General features: G+C 69.0%; 15 protein-coding genes. 6 read left to right on the top strand and 9 right to left on the bottom strand.

From position 1 onward, the window contains the following. Positions 1 to 74 precede the first annotated feature (74 nt). The gene (locus T9R20_RS14300; RefSeq protein ID WP_322409979.1) at positions 75 to 1,838 is read left to right on the top strand and encodes a CocE/NonD family hydrolase; all 1,764 of its coding nucleotides are present in this window, start codon (positions 75 to 77) and stop codon (positions 1,836 to 1,838) included. Next, positions 1,835 to 2,785 (top strand): class A beta-lactamase, encoded by a 951-nt coding sequence (bla, locus tag T9R20_RS14305; RefSeq protein WP_322409980.1) that lies wholly within the window; start codon positions 1,835 to 1,837, stop codon positions 2,783 to 2,785. The genes T9R20_RS14300 and bla overlap by 4 nt, the downstream gene beginning before the upstream one ends. Position 2,786: 1 nt before the next feature. Here bla and T9R20_RS14310 read toward each other — a convergent pair whose 3' ends face one another. After that, the gene (locus T9R20_RS14310; protein WP_322409981.1) at positions 2,787 to 3,752 is read right to left on the bottom strand and encodes a chlorophyllase; all 966 of its coding nucleotides are present in this window, start codon (positions 3,750 to 3,752) and stop codon (positions 2,787 to 2,789) included. 98 nt (positions 3,753 to 3,850) lie between these two features. Between T9R20_RS14310 and T9R20_RS14315 the strand changes: the two genes are divergently transcribed. Then, a complete protein-coding gene (locus T9R20_RS14315) occupies positions 3,851 to 4,417 on the top strand; it encodes a TetR/AcrR family transcriptional regulator (RefSeq protein ID WP_322409982.1) in 567 nt (188 codons plus the stop codon). Between the two features lie 17 nt (positions 4,418 to 4,434). On the opposite strand, the gene T9R20_RS14320 is transcribed toward T9R20_RS14315, so the two are convergent. The 3 genes from T9R20_RS14320 to T9R20_RS14330 are packed head-to-tail and all read right to left on the bottom strand — an operon-like array spanning position 4,435 to position 6,949. Next, complete coding sequence (locus T9R20_RS14320; protein WP_322409983.1) at positions 4,435 to 5,592, bottom strand: GDSL-type esterase/lipase family protein; 1,158 nt, start codon at positions 5,590 to 5,592, stop codon at positions 4,435 to 4,437. A gap of 18 nt (positions 5,593 to 5,610) precedes the next feature. Then, positions 5,611 to 6,279, bottom strand: coding sequence for a hypothetical protein (locus T9R20_RS14325; RefSeq protein ID WP_322409984.1), 669 nt, complete (start codon positions 6,277 to 6,279; stop codon positions 5,611 to 5,613). A gap of 1 nt (position 6,280) precedes the next feature. Next, positions 6,281 to 6,949: a hypothetical protein gene (locus T9R20_RS14330; protein WP_322409985.1), complete on the bottom strand. Its 669-nt coding sequence runs from the start codon at positions 6,947 to 6,949 to the stop codon at positions 6,281 to 6,283. A gap of 171 nt (positions 6,950 to 7,120) precedes the next feature. Between T9R20_RS14330 and T9R20_RS14335 the strand changes: the two genes are divergently transcribed. Continuing rightward, complete coding sequence (locus T9R20_RS14335) at positions 7,121 to 8,554, top strand: HNH endonuclease signature motif containing protein (RefSeq protein ID WP_322409986.1); 1,434 nt, start codon at positions 7,121 to 7,123, stop codon at positions 8,552 to 8,554. Between the two features lie 37 nt (positions 8,555 to 8,591). On the opposite strand, the gene T9R20_RS14340 is transcribed toward T9R20_RS14335, so the two are convergent. Then, complete coding sequence (locus tag T9R20_RS14340; RefSeq protein WP_322409987.1) at positions 8,592 to 9,071, bottom strand: DUF4442 domain-containing protein; 480 nt, start codon at positions 9,069 to 9,071, stop codon at positions 8,592 to 8,594. Between the two features lie 193 nt (positions 9,072 to 9,264). Between T9R20_RS14340 and T9R20_RS14345 the strand changes: the two genes are divergently transcribed. Continuing rightward, a complete protein-coding gene (locus tag T9R20_RS14345; protein WP_322409988.1) occupies positions 9,265 to 9,429 on the top strand; it encodes a hypothetical protein in 165 nt (54 codons plus the stop codon). Positions 9,430 to 9,703: 274 nt separating this feature from the next. On the opposite strand, the gene T9R20_RS14350 is transcribed toward T9R20_RS14345, so the two are convergent. Genes T9R20_RS14350 through T9R20_RS14360 form a run of 3 tightly spaced genes read right to left on the bottom strand, consistent with a single transcriptional unit; the run spans position 9,704 to position 11,372 of the window. Further along, positions 9,704 to 10,465 (bottom strand): hypothetical protein, encoded by a 762-nt coding sequence (locus T9R20_RS14350; RefSeq protein WP_322409989.1) that lies wholly within the window; start codon positions 10,463 to 10,465, stop codon positions 9,704 to 9,706. Further along, entirely contained in the window at positions 10,462 to 10,920 is a 459-nt protein-coding gene (locus tag T9R20_RS14355; protein WP_322409990.1) for a MarR family transcriptional regulator, read from the bottom strand. The genes T9R20_RS14350 and T9R20_RS14355 overlap by 4 nt, the downstream gene beginning before the upstream one ends. Next, a complete protein-coding gene (locus T9R20_RS14360) occupies positions 10,917 to 11,372 on the bottom strand; it encodes an ester cyclase (protein WP_322409991.1) in 456 nt (151 codons plus the stop codon). The genes T9R20_RS14355 and T9R20_RS14360 overlap by 4 nt, the downstream gene beginning before the upstream one ends. Before the next feature lie 90 nt (positions 11,373 to 11,462). Here T9R20_RS14360 and T9R20_RS14365 point away from each other — a divergent pair, with 90 nt between their 5' ends. Beyond that, on the top strand, positions 11,463 to 11,669 hold the full coding sequence (locus T9R20_RS14365; protein ID WP_322409992.1) for a hypothetical protein: 207 nt from the start codon (positions 11,463 to 11,465) through the stop codon (positions 11,667 to 11,669). Between the two features lie 12 nt (positions 11,670 to 11,681). On the opposite strand, the gene T9R20_RS14370 is transcribed toward T9R20_RS14365, so the two are convergent. Then, positions 11,682 to 12,524: a tryptophan-rich sensory protein gene (locus T9R20_RS14370; RefSeq protein ID WP_322409993.1), complete on the bottom strand. Its 843-nt coding sequence runs from the start codon at positions 12,522 to 12,524 to the stop codon at positions 11,682 to 11,684. Between the last annotated feature and the right edge of the window lie 152 nt (positions 12,525 to 12,676).

Genomic DNA, 12,676 nt, shown 5'->3' on the forward strand with positions numbered 1-12,676 from the left:
CATGCCCCAGGGGCACGGTCAACATCCGGCCCGGACTTGACCCTGCCCCGAGGGCACGGTCTGAGGTGGGAGTCGTGCATACGTCCTCTCCGCTTCGCCGCCGTCCCCTCGCCCTGACCCTCGCCCTCGGGGCGATCATCCCCCTCGCGATCGGCCTCGCAGCCTGCACCGAAGCCCCCGCGGCGACGGTCGCCGGCGACACCGAGGCCGTCACCCACGACGAGAACGACCGCGTCCCCGAGGGCGCAGCCTGGACCCAGCACTACTTCTCGTCGGCACCGGGCCTCGACGGTGAGGAGGTCGAGCTGCACGCCGACGTCCTGCTTCCCGACGACCTCGACGAGGGCGAGCAGGTTCCGGTCATCCTTTCGGTGGGATCGTACTTCGGCCACTCCGGCGAGATCACCGACGAGGACTGGACCCATCCCGGCCCTTCGGACCGGTTCGCCGACCTCATCGAGGGCGGCGATCTGTTCGACGAGCGCTACGCATTCGTCATGGTCGACCTGCGCGGCTTCGGTGGATCGACCGGATGCCTGGACTTCATGGGCGACGGCGAGCAGGCCGACGTCGCCGCGGCGATCGAGTGGGCGGCGTCACAGCCCTGGTCGACGGGCGACGTGGGCATGTACGGCAAGTCATACGACGCCATCACCGGGATCGTCGGCACCGTGCTCGAGCCGGAAAGCCTCCGGGCGGTCGTGGCGCAGGCGCCCATATGGGACATGTACCGGAACAATCGGTCGGGCGGCGTCCCCCGGCTGCCGCTCACCGTCGCCGTGCAGACCTACAACGAGATCGCGGCCCTGGAGCAGCTGCCGGCTGACACCGAGCGCTACCGCGAGAACGCTGCGTACGAGCAGTCGCATCCCGAATGTGTCGCGATCAACACGCTCAGTGCGCAGACCGCGGATCCGGCATCGCCGTATTGGACGAGCCGAGACTTCGCCGCGCGCGTCGACGGGTCGACGACCCCGCTGCTGTTCACGCAGGGGTGGGCGGAGTGGAACACCGAGTCGGAGGCGATGGAGGAGTTCCTCGCGAACCACGAGGGCCCGGTTCGGGGCTGGTTCGGGCCCTGGGATCACATCCGAGGCAACGAGGTGGATGAAGACGGCACCGTGGAGACCGGCCGCGAGGGGTGGTTCGACGAGGTGATGGCGTTCTACGACGAGCACCTCAAGGGTGTCGAGCCGACCGAGGAACACCCCGCCTTCGTGATCCAGGACAACATGGGGTCGTGGCGGGCGCAGGACGACTGGCCCCTGGTGGACGCCGCCGTGGACCTCAGCCTGGAGGGAGGCTCGTACCTCGACGACGGGGCCGAGGGCGACCCGACCGTCGACACCGGCAACCGCTTCGTGCAGACCTCGGCGCCCGTGTCCGCAGACACCAGGTTCACGGGCACCCCCTCGATGTCGCTCACGTCGGAGGGCCACGGCAACCTGATGGTGAAGCTGTACGACGTCGCCCCCGACGGCACCGCCGTGCTGATCAACGAGCAGGTCGCCGCCGTGACTCCGGGAGAGGTGACGCTGGAGATGAAGGCCGGCGACTGGTGGTTGGCTGCCGGGCACGCGCTGGCCGTACAGATCGGTACCATCGAAGCCGGTCCGCTGAGCGACTGGATCGACACTCCGTCGAACGAGCGCGTCGCGGTCTCGGACGTGCAACTGCAGCTCGCGCTGCAGGACCCCGCCGCCGATGTCGACATCCCCGGCGAGCGGGCACTGTACCTCGACAGCTACCTCGCCATCTCGACCGCCACGCTCCCTGAGGCGCCAACGACCTTCACGATCGACGGCGCGGAGGGCGGCACATCTTCAGGAGGGGAATGAACACCATCCCGTGGATCAGAGCCCTCGCGGGGGCGCTCGTTGCGGCATCCGTCCTTCTGATCGCGCCGGCCTGCGCGCCGTCGACGGAACTTCCGGATGCCGCGACACCGGCGCCGACGCCGACGCCAACGCCGACGCCCACGTCCACGTCCACCTCGAGCGCGATCGATCTGAGGGCCGAGCTCGGCGCACTCGAGGCGACGTACGACGCCCGCGTCGGGGTCTACGCCCTCGACACCTTGACGGGCCAGACGGTGGCGCATCGCGCCGACGAGCGGTTCGCCTACGCCTCGACCTTCAAGGCGCTGTTGGCCGGCGTGGTCCTGTACGAGATCGACGACCTCGACCGCGTCGTGGCCTACGGCGGCGATGCGCTCGTGAGCTACTCCCCCGTCACCGAGCGGTATGTGGCGACCGGCTTGAGCGTCGGCGAGCTGGCCGAAGCGGCCGTTCGCGCGAGCGACAACACCGCCGCCAACCTGCTGCTCGACCAGCTGGGCGGGCCGGAGGGATTCGCCGCCGCACTCGCGCGATCGGGCGACGAGATCACCCAGCCCGAGCGCCGCGAGCCCGAGCTGAACTCGGCCGTGCCGGGCGATCCGCGCGACACCAGCACGCCTCGCGCGCTCGTGGATACGCTGCGGCAGTACGCCCTCGGAGACCTCCTGGCCGACGCCGAGAAGCAGACGCTGATCGACTGGATGAGCGGCAACAGTACGGGCGACACCCTCATCCGCGCCGGAGCTCCCGCGGGATGGACCGTCGCCGACAAGTCGGGCACGGGCGGTCACGGCACGCGCAACGACATCGGCATCGTCTGGCCTCCGGACGGCGAGCCGATCGTCATCGCCGTCCTCACGACGCGGGGTGTCGCCGACGCCGCCACCGACGACGCGCTGGTCGCCGAGGCGGCTGCCGTCGCGCTGGCGGGCCTCACGGAGGAGTAGCTCACCGACTGTCGATCCGGCCGATCCCCCCGCCGGCGCGCGCGAAGGTCTCACGAGCCTGGTGCCAGACCTGCGGGTCCCCACCGGCCGCCGCGCGCAGATAGGCCGCAGAAAGTCGGGCGAGAACGGCGACGCGCTCGGGATTCTCGTCGGTGGTCTCCGCCGCTTCCCAGCTCGGAATGCCCCCGAGCGAATGCTCGGCGCCGAACAGCGTGAGAAGGTCGGTCGCGCCGGCGCTGTGGACATACGCGTCGGTGAACCAGTCCGGCCCCCGACTCGACATCTTCGACTGATCCTGATCGCCCGCCACGACGAGAGTCGGGGTCGTCAGTTCGGCGAAGGACGGGTTCATGAAGGGGAAGTGCGCCTTCGCGAACGGATGCAGCTGCTCTCCCCCGAGCCCGGTCGCCGCGAGCAGGACGCCGGCGATGACGCGATCGTCGCCGTGGTCACCACCGACCACGCCGTCGGCGCCGACGGTGCGCGCGCCGAGGAGCAGCTGCACGGTCTGCGCACCCCAGGAGTGCCCCGCCGCGACGACAGCGGCGCGGTCGATACGGCCCGCCAGCCCCGGCATCGATCGATCGATCACGTCGAGCTGGTCGAGCACGGCCACGAGGTCATCCCGCCGCTGCAGCCAGATCGAACCGAACCGGTCGTCGTCGACGCCGATGCCGTGGCGGCGGGAGTCGAGGTGCGTGGGCTGGACCACGACGAAGCCCTGCGACGCCCAGAAGGTCGTGAGGGGAGCGTAACCGTCGAGCGACCAGCCGTTTCCGTGGGAGAACAGCAGAACCGGCAGGTCGCGACCGTGCACGGGAGCCGAGACCCGCACCTCGAGCGGGAACGGTCGCGCCGGCGCTGCGAGGGTGACGGGAGCGACGGACACGACGGGCGCCGACGCGCCCAGCACGGTGTCGAGGGCGGCCACGATGGTCGAGTCGCGAAGCGGGGTGGGTGTATGCACGAGGTCTCATTTCCGGGATGTCGGCGACTCCGCGATACTGAAGCGGAGCATCGTTCCGCAACGATACGGAGCAGTGCTCCGTTTTGCAAGGAGGGCTGATGGCTGAGGTCGAGACGCGGGGCAGACGACGCGACGCGCGACGCAACGAGGAAGCGATCCTCGAGGCCGCGGCGGCGGTGTTCGTCGAGGCAGGCATCCAGGCGCCCGTCCGGGCGGTCGCGGAGAGGGCAGGGGTGGGGATGGGCACGCTCTACCGCCACTTCCCCACTCGCGCCGACCTGGTCGTGGCGCTCTACCAGCATCAAATGGATGCCGCGGCAGCAGCCGGGCCGGCATTGCTACGCGAGAGCCCGACTCCGGCGGCGGCGCTGCACGCCTGGGTGACGCTCTTCGTGGAATTCCTCATCACGAAACATGGCCTGGCCGATGCCCTGCAGGGCGACACGGAGCGCTTCGGAGCGCTCCACCAGTCCCTCACCGACCGGCTGGTGCCCGTCTGCGCCGACCTGCTGCACGCCGCCGCGCCGCACGGCGCCCCCGTCGAGGCGTACGCCTTCCTGCGGGGAATCGGCAACCTCTGCATCGGCGGCACGGCGCCCGGGTACGACCCGGAGCGCCTCGCGCACCTTCTCGTGGACGGCGCGTTGGTGTCATCCGGTTCCTGATTCAGGGCGCGTGACGCTCAGACCCCGTGCGGACGCATCAGCCCCCCGGGGCGGAGAACTCGATCCGCGAAGCGCGCACCGATGAGTGCGTGCGCCTCGGGACCGGGGTGGAGGGCGTCGAGGAGCGGCAGGTCTTCAGCATCCTCGAGGCCGTAGAGGTCGAGGCCGTCGAGATAGTGCAGGTGGGGGTCGTCGGCCCGCGCCGCGACCACCCGCTTGAGCGCCTCACGGATGACCTCGAGGGTCAACCGTCCGGCGGAGGTGTCTCCCGGCGTGCCCGTGGCGATGAAGCGGGTCTCGCCCGACGCCGCGGCGACGGGATCGACGGCCCCGGGACCGGGGGTGTTCTCATGGATGCCGCAGAAGATCGGCGACACCAGCAGCAGCGGGGTCTCGGGATGACCGTCGCGGATGGTGTCGAGGAAGCCGTGGACCGCCGGCACGAAGCTGCGGACGCGCATCGCGTCGAGATTCACCACGTTGATCCCGAGCTTGACGCTGATCAGGTCGGCAGGCGTGTCGCGCATCACCCGCGCCAGGAAGGGGTCGACCAGCGCACTGCCGCCCAAACCGAGGTTCTGCAGATTCACACCGGCACGGCGCGCGGCCACGACAGGCCAGATGCCCGTGGGCGTCGAGGCGTTGGAGCCGTGACTGATCGAGCTGCCGTGGTGGAGCCACACGGGATCGGTCGACGGCGCTGGCCGCACGGGGGCGTCGGCACGGAGCGAGACGATCTCGACCTGCTCGTTGTGCGGCAGCCACAGCTCGACGGTCTTTTCTCCCTGCCCCGGTAACGACACCTCGACCGTGTCGGGCCCTCCGGTGACCAGAGTCGTGGCCCCGGTCTGCATGTCCAGTTCGAGGGCGTCGCCGCCTGACAGCACCTGGGTGCCGGCCGAGGTGCCGTCGATGACGACATCCACCGCGCCGCGCGGCCGCGCGAAGCCGCGATAGGCCACCCGGGTGGTGTGCAGCTCGAGCGCCGCGACGGTCGCCGAGGTTGCGAACCGGAGGCGGACCCCCGACGGCTGGGCCTCCATCAGGGTCAGCTGAGGGTCCGCGTCACGCACACGGACACGGCGCGGCAGGCGGTGGGGACGCAGGCCCCGCTCGGTCGGTTCGATCTCTACAGCGCCGAGAACCAGGTCGGGGACGAGGGTGGCGGTGATCATGGTCGGAGTCCTTCGATGTCAGTTGGCGAGCTCGTCGAGCCACGACGAGCGCAGGCGGAGGGCGCGCTCGGTGCTGGCGATGACGACGGCGACGGTGACGATCACGTTCAGAACGGGCGAGAGACGGATCGGCGACGCGAACGTCCCGATGCTGTCGGCGATCGCCGGCACCTGCGAGATCGTCTCGATGATCTGCGGCACGGTGATGCAGACGCCCACCAGCACGAACAGCGTCGCCACCGCGCCGATGACCCGACTCAGAACCGGATGACGGTGGTGGAGCCGGGCGCGCAAGCCCTCCGCCGAGCGAGGGTGAGGGGTCAGTTGACGCTCCTCTCCGGCATCCGGAACGAAATGGCAGCGACGGAGGCCCGACGCGCGCGCGGCGACCTCGATGTGCCCGCCGGGGACGGCGAACCGGGCCGGCAGCCGCGAGACCGCGACCTGGAGCCCGTCGCGGTAGAGGCGGGCACGGACCTCACCGTCGTCGCGGTCTCCGAGCTGGCGGACGTCGACGGCGAAGGTGGTCGTCGCGCCGCCCGGCGCCGGGAGGTCGAGCAGGAACAGCGATCGGCTCAGGACCTGCCACCAGCGGAACGGTGGCAGCGGGCGGCCGTCGCCGGGCTTCACGCGACGCTCGGCGAGGCGGGCGCGCCAGGAGGGGGTGGGGCGTGAGGGCGTCGGCATGTCAGAGCAGCACCTGACTCAGCGGGTGGACGAGGTACAGCAGCGAGTAGGACTCCCAGATCGCGCCGATGACGAGCAGCACCAGCGCGGGAAGAGCGAGGAGGCCGAGGGAGCCGAGACCGCGAACGTATCCGCGACGACGGGTGGGCGCGCCGACACGGTGCGGGAAGAGCCAGTTGCGTCCGATGAGATACGCCCCGAGGAGGATCAGTATGTACGCCTGCAGCTCGATGATCACCGTGAGAACGTGCGGGATGAGCGCGACCCAGCCGATGGGAGTCGTCTGCACGAGCGTGACGCCCGTCACGACCGCCCACCCGCCGAAGATCGCCAGCCCTGCGAACGGGATGATGAGCGACGGAACGACGATCGTGGCGAGGCTCAGCTGCAGGACGTTCACCGCGAAGATCAGCAGCGCGAAGAGCGGGGCGGAGTTCACGACGGAGCGGACGGCGTCGCCCGTGCCGTCGGTTTCGAGCGCTTCAGCCCGCATGGCGGGGAGCTCGGGGAAGGTCAGACCGATGACGAAGCCGATCGCGACGAGGCCGTAGGCGGCGAGATTGAGGAGCAGATAGACGCGGAGGTTCTCGCGGATGACGCGGAAGGGCCGCAGCAGGAAGGGGACCTTCGCCGGGCTGGTGTCGGTGGGCAGGGATTGCGTTGTGGGCATGGTTCCATCGCACCGGATGCCGGGGCGCAGCGGCAGTGCCGGGGTGTCACCTTCTGGCGTGACATTGGTCAGGGGTGGAGAACAGATGTATTACATGAGTGGTGAATTCTGCGGATTCAGTGTCGGAACCCTCTGCGATGATGTGGGTAGGTCATCGAGACGGGGATTGCAGTGGACGCGGACGAGAAGCGACGGCGGGTGGAAGACAGGCGCGCCGGGGTGTTCGCGGATGAGCTGGCTCGGTTGCAGCGGGCGGAGGCGAAGCTCGCCGCGAAGAAGACCCGGCTGCTCGCCGACGCGTACACGCTCACTCTGGAGCAGCGGTCTCGGATCGGGTCGGTGTCGTCTCGGGAGCGGGACATCCCGCTGCGTTCCATGGCGCTCGAGCTCGGGATGGCGGTCAGGGTGAATGACCGATCGATGCAGTCCCAGATGCACGACGCCTACGAACTGATCGAGTTGTTCCCCCAGACGATGGCGGCGCTGGTGGAGGGGCGGGTGACCAGGGCGCATGCGCAGGTGATCCAGGACGCCGGGCGGGTGATCGAGGACCCCGACGATCGGGCTAGTTTCGAGCAGATCGTATTGGTGGAGGCGGAGCGGCAGACGGTGCCGCGGACGAAGAAGTACGCCATCCAGCGCGCCGCGGTGTTGGACCCGAGGCCCCTGCAGGAACGACACGACACCGCGATCCGGGAACGGCGGGTGTGGGTCACCGACCTCGACGACACCCTGTCGACCCTGACAATCCTGGGCGGGAACGTGTACATCCACGGGGTGTACCACCGGCTCACCGGGCAGGGCACCACGATCAAGGACGTCGACCGCGCCAAACGACGCGAGTATGCCGTTGCGCAGGGTGACGCCGACGCGAACGACGGGAGCGGCGGCCCAGGATCCGGGTCGGGATCGGGGTTCGGGCTCGGTGAGACCGGGACAGACGACAACGTGATCGGGAGCGGAGAGACGGCGGAGCCGTGGTTCGATGACCGGTCACTGGATGAGATCCGCTGCGACCTCGCCCTGGACATGCTCCTCACCGGGTCCCCCACGATCGACCCCACCGACGGGGCGAAGGGCGGACTCGGCGCCATCACCGCCGAAGTGCAGATCACCATCCCGATCACCACATTGACCGGAGTCACCAACTCCGGCGCCGAATTGAACGGGATCACCCCAGTGGACCCCGAGACCGCGAGGCGGATGGCGGGGACGGCGAGGGTCTGGGATCGGGTGATGACCGACCCCATCACCGGCGTGGTCACCGCGGTCGATCGTTACGTGCCCCATCCGTCGCAGACGAGGTTCCTCAACGCCCGCGACGTCACCTGCCGCACCCCGGGATGCCGGAGACCCGCGAAACTCTGCGATAAAGACCACTCCACAGACTTCGCGTTAGGCGGTCCAACGTCCAACGACAACCTCTGCAACGAATGCGCCCGACACCACACGCTCAAACACGCCACGAACTGGCACGTGGAACAGCTCCCAGGCGGCATCCTGAAGTTCACCAGCCCGGGCGGGAAGAACTACGAAAGCCATCCACCCTCACGCGTCGCATTCGTCCCCACCGACGACGGCGGACTCGCCGTCGCACCCTTCTGACGCATGGCCTCGCTCGACCAACGTGGGGTGGGCGCTCTCAGGCACCGGTGGGCTGGGACTCGGTGACGCGTCGCTTTTCGCGGATGTAGACCTCTCGCCGACAGCGGGCGACGACCTCGCCGCTCGCATCCGTGATCCCGGTCTCGAACCACTCGCGAACTTTGGCTCCACCGGCGGCACGCGCACGCAGGTCGGCCACCTGTTCGGACGACACGTGGAAGCGTGCCGTGAGCACGCCGCGGCCGGGCTTGAGGAACTCGATCTCGCCCCGGGTGTCCCACACGATGTAGTCGCGTCCCAGCTGATGCATGATCAGCATGAAGAAGTAGGGGTCGGTCATCGCCGACATCGACCCGCCGAACGCCGTGCCGACATAGTTGCGGGTGAGGCGATTGACGTGCAGCTCGACGACCGCTTCGGTCCAGTCGTCGGCGAAGTGCTTCACCCGGATTCCGCTGAACAGGTTCGGCAGCCAGAGGCTCATACCGCGAGCGAGGCGGCGAGGTGTGACGCGCATCCCCCGATTGTCGAAGCGAGCCCTCGACGCGACAAGCGGATTGTCGCTGAGCGCTCACGAATCGATCGTCACGGTGAGATCTTGCTCAACGTTTCCACAGGACTGGCGCAATGAGCGCCGCATACACCCGCCGCGCCCCTATCGTGGGGAACAACCCGTCCGGAAGCACCACCGAGGCTCGAAGGAGAGTCTTATGGTCACCACCCTTCTTTTCATCGCGATCGTCGCCATCGTCGCCTGGATCGCCCTGTCCATCACCGCAGGACTTCTTGTCGGCCGCAGCATCTCGGTCGCTGACCAGCACGAACGACCCGCTGCCCCGCCGCGAGCGATGTCGGCCCACGTGCCGACGCACTAGGGGGCCGCCGCGCACAGCGGATCACCGTCGCCAGGCCGTCACGCGGCATCCGATTGTTACGAATACGAGAACAGCACCGCGCGTCCCTGCACGCTGTCAGGCTGCACCTCTACGCTGGGCGAGGACTCTCCCGTCGGGCATCGCCCGTACGCACTCCCCCGGCGTGCGGTGACGCGCGAACTCCCCCCGTTTCGCCGCCCGGTCCGTGGAGTCCTGGTCCCCTCGAGCGCCCCTCGCCAGACGTGCGCTCGAGGGGGCCGATTCCGCACCGGGGTCAGGTGGCGGTGGACGGCGTCGCGGCCTCGAGATGCGGGCGAGCGGCGTCCATGAACCTCGTCGGATCGTCGGCCCAGAAGCGGATCTCATCGATGCGCACCACGCCGCGCGGCATCGCCACCTCGATCGGCCGCTCGAGTTCGACGACCAGATTCGTCTCATCCTGCATCGGAAGGTGCAGAACCCAGGCGTCCTCCACCCGGCCGGGAGTGAACTTCGGCCCCTTGTGACGGATTTCGCGCCGTCGCGCAACGGACAGGACGTCGTCCCAGCCGAGCACGACCTCCAGATCGGTGCTCTGCCGGACGCGGATGCCCTCCGGGCCCACGGCGTGCGGGCGCGTGAGGTAGCCCGCGAGCATCCCGAGCATGAAGACGACACCCCAGATCCCGAGGATGAGCAGCGGGACGCGTACGAACGGCCAGGGGTGGACGATCAGATCGATGATCGGCACCTCGAGCGCCGAGAGCACGATGAAGATGGTCAGGATGCCGACGATGGGGCGGTGATACGGCACCGCCACCGCCCCGGCCGGCACCCGGGGCCGGAAGAAGACGAGTCGGGCGAGGCTGACCCATCCCGCCGCCTCCATTCGAGTGGCACGCCCCACCAGGCGCTTCGTACGCTCGGACCGCGTCTCGGCGGGGAAGGACGGCGACGGGGTCTCGGGCTCCGGTGCGGACAGAGGTACGGTCGGGGGCGCCGCTGTGGGTGCCGCGGGGACCGGCGATGACGTGGTGGAGCCGGAGGTGGATGTCACGGCGCATCCTCGCTCTCACGGGCGGCCGCGAGCATGGTCTCGTAACGATTCGCCAGCGCCTCCAGGCCGGAAGCGAGGGCCTCCTTCTCAGCGGCGCCGAGTTCGGCGACGAGTTCGCCGGCCATCTGCTCACGCTGCGCGACCATCTGCTGCATGACGTCCTGTCCGAGGTCGGTGAGCGCGACGAGCGTCGCGCGGCGGTCTGTCGGGTGGGGTGACCGCGTGACGTGCCCGCTGACCTCGAGGGCATCGACGAGACCGGTGATGTTCCGGGGGCTGACCTCGAGCGCCGTTGCGAGCGAATGCTGCGTCGACGGCCCGGCCGACTGCAGCACCCACAGCACCGCGGCGCGCGACATCGTGAGCGACGTGCCGGCGAAGGGCTCGGCCATGTCGCGCTGAACCAGATCAGCCAGGCGCATCACGCCGTCGAGAATGCGAAGTGCGTCGGTCATCGCGGGTCCCCGTGAGACGGGGCGGCCGGTTCGACGGGCTCGGCGGTGAGCTGGCCCATCAACGAGGCGATGTCGGAGGCGATCCATTCTTCGGCGATCAGGCCGTCTTCCACCCGATAGTGCTCGAGACTCTGCCACGACACCGTGCGGCCCGTGGCCGGAATGCCGAGGAAGTCACCGGTGTGGCGCGCGGTGTAGGTGATGTTGAACGCGACGAGATCCCCGGCGGCGAGCTCGTGCTGGATGTCGAACGTCAGATCCGAGAAGGCGGCATTCATGATCGCGACATTCCCCAGCCACGCCTCCCGGCCGATCAGCATCTCGGGAGCACCGTGCACGGTGATGCGGAAGTCATCCGTCAGGAGCGGCGCGACCTCATCGGGTCGACCGGCGGCGACGAGGTCAAGCCCCGTCCGCAGCAGGGCGATGTGGGTGTCGGTCGTCGCGCTCATGGCATCCCCGTTCGTGAAGTTACTTCACAATGTATCACGATCACGGATTGTTCTTCCGTCGGCGTGGAAAGCCCCCGCTAGGCTCGCCGGATGGCTGAGGAGCGAAAGAGGACACGGAACGGCGTCGGCATCGGGATCGCGCTCGGCCTCCCCTTCGGCGCGGTCATCGGGATGCTGCTGTTCGACAACATCGCGATCGGGACGGCCCTCGGATTGGTGTTCGGTCTCACGATCGGCGCGGCCGTCGACGCGCGCACAGCTGCGACGTCCGACGACGAGACGGAAGAACGACCCTAGGACCGCTCCGGATCAGCGACGCACGGCGCGATCGTGCCGCACGCGAGCCACGACGGTCGCCACGACGATCAGCACGACCGCGATGACAGCCGCGACTCCGGTCGGCGGGGAGTACGGCTCGTCGGTGAACCGGGCCACCGCGACCCACACGACACCCCAGCTGAGGGAGAGTGCCGGCGCGATGCGCCCGCCACCCCAGAACGCCAGCGCGATGCCGACCGCCGCCGCGACGGCGAGCACGAACGACGACCACACCTCGGGTGCGATGCCGAAGCCCTCGAAGCCGACCGCGTAGAAGATCGCCGTCGCGTTCGCCGCGGTCGCGATGATGACCCAGCCGAGATAGAGGCCGATCGCGCCGTCGGCCACGACGACCTCGACCCTGTTCTTCGGTCGGGTCTGGCGAAGGATCACGAAGCTCCGGCACAGCACGACCAGCAGCAGGGCGATGACAGGGAGGCTCAGGAAGAGGAGGTTCAGCTGGACGACGCCGATCCAGACCGCGTTGAGGATGAGGGAGGCGGCGACCCACCAGCCGATCCGCTGCTGACGCTCATCGAAACGCTGGCCGGGAAGGGCCTGCCAGATGGCGTAGGCGAGCATGCCGGTGTAGATGACGCTCCAGATGCGGAACGCCCCGGTGCCGGGGGCGATGAGCGTGGAGTCGGAGTTGAGGAAGCCGCCCGCGGCCTCTTGGATCGGGGTGCCGAAGAACACCCCCGAGCCGATGAAGGCCGCCACGATCGCAAGGATCGAGCTGACGAGGATGATCACCTGGCGCGCGATCGCCCGGGTGCGGGTGCTCGGCTCGGTGTTCGTGTCGGTCTTGGTGTTGGACGAGGCCCTGGTGGACATCCTGACTCCCTTGCTCGAGGCGTCGAACGCTCCGCACGATGAAAGCGCTCACCACGTGATTCTCACGGTAGGCCCGGCGCGGATGCACCGCCAGGTGTTGCTGTTCAGCGGTCGGTGTGCGGGTGTACGGTTCGACTCAGGCCGCCGTGGCC

Source organism: Microbacterium invictum, from assembly GCF_034421375.1.
In the GTDB taxonomy this organism is placed as follows: domain Bacteria; phylum Actinomycetota; class Actinomycetes; order Actinomycetales; family Microbacteriaceae; genus Microbacterium; species Microbacterium invictum_A.

Coding starts and splice junctions, on each gene's coding strand:
- T9R20_RS14315 (WP_322409982.1), top strand. CDS start 3,851: ATGGCTGAGGTCGAGACGCGGGGCAGACGACGCGACGCGCGACGCAAC.
- bla (WP_322409980.1), top strand. CDS start 1,835: ATGAACACCATCCCGTGGATCAGAGCCCTCGCGGGGGCGCTCGTTGCG.
- T9R20_RS14355 (WP_322409990.1), bottom strand. CDS start 10,920: ATGACCGACGCACTTCGCATTCTCGACGGCGTGATGCGCCTGGCTGAT.
- T9R20_RS14370 (WP_322409993.1), bottom strand. CDS start 12,524: ATGTCCACCAGGGCCTCGTCCAACACCAAGACCGACACGAACACCGAG.
- T9R20_RS14365 (WP_322409992.1), top strand. CDS start 11,463: ATGGCTGAGGAGCGAAAGAGGACACGGAACGGCGTCGGCATCGGGATC.
- T9R20_RS14360 (WP_322409991.1), bottom strand. CDS start 11,372: ATGAGCGCGACGACCGACACCCACATCGCCCTGCTGCGGACGGGGCTT.
- T9R20_RS14320 (WP_322409983.1), bottom strand. CDS start 5,592: ATGATCACCGCCACCCTCGTCCCCGACCTGGTTCTCGGCGCTGTAGAG.
- T9R20_RS14330 (WP_322409985.1), bottom strand. CDS start 6,949: ATGCCCACAACGCAATCCCTGCCCACCGACACCAGCCCGGCGAAGGTC.
- T9R20_RS14340 (WP_322409987.1), bottom strand. CDS start 9,071: ATGCGCGTCACACCTCGCCGCCTCGCTCGCGGTATGAGCCTCTGGCTG.
- T9R20_RS14325 (WP_322409984.1), bottom strand. CDS start 6,279: ATGCCGACGCCCTCACGCCCCACCCCCTCCTGGCGCGCCCGCCTCGCC.
- T9R20_RS14345 (WP_322409988.1), top strand. CDS start 9,265: ATGGTCACCACCCTTCTTTTCATCGCGATCGTCGCCATCGTCGCCTGG.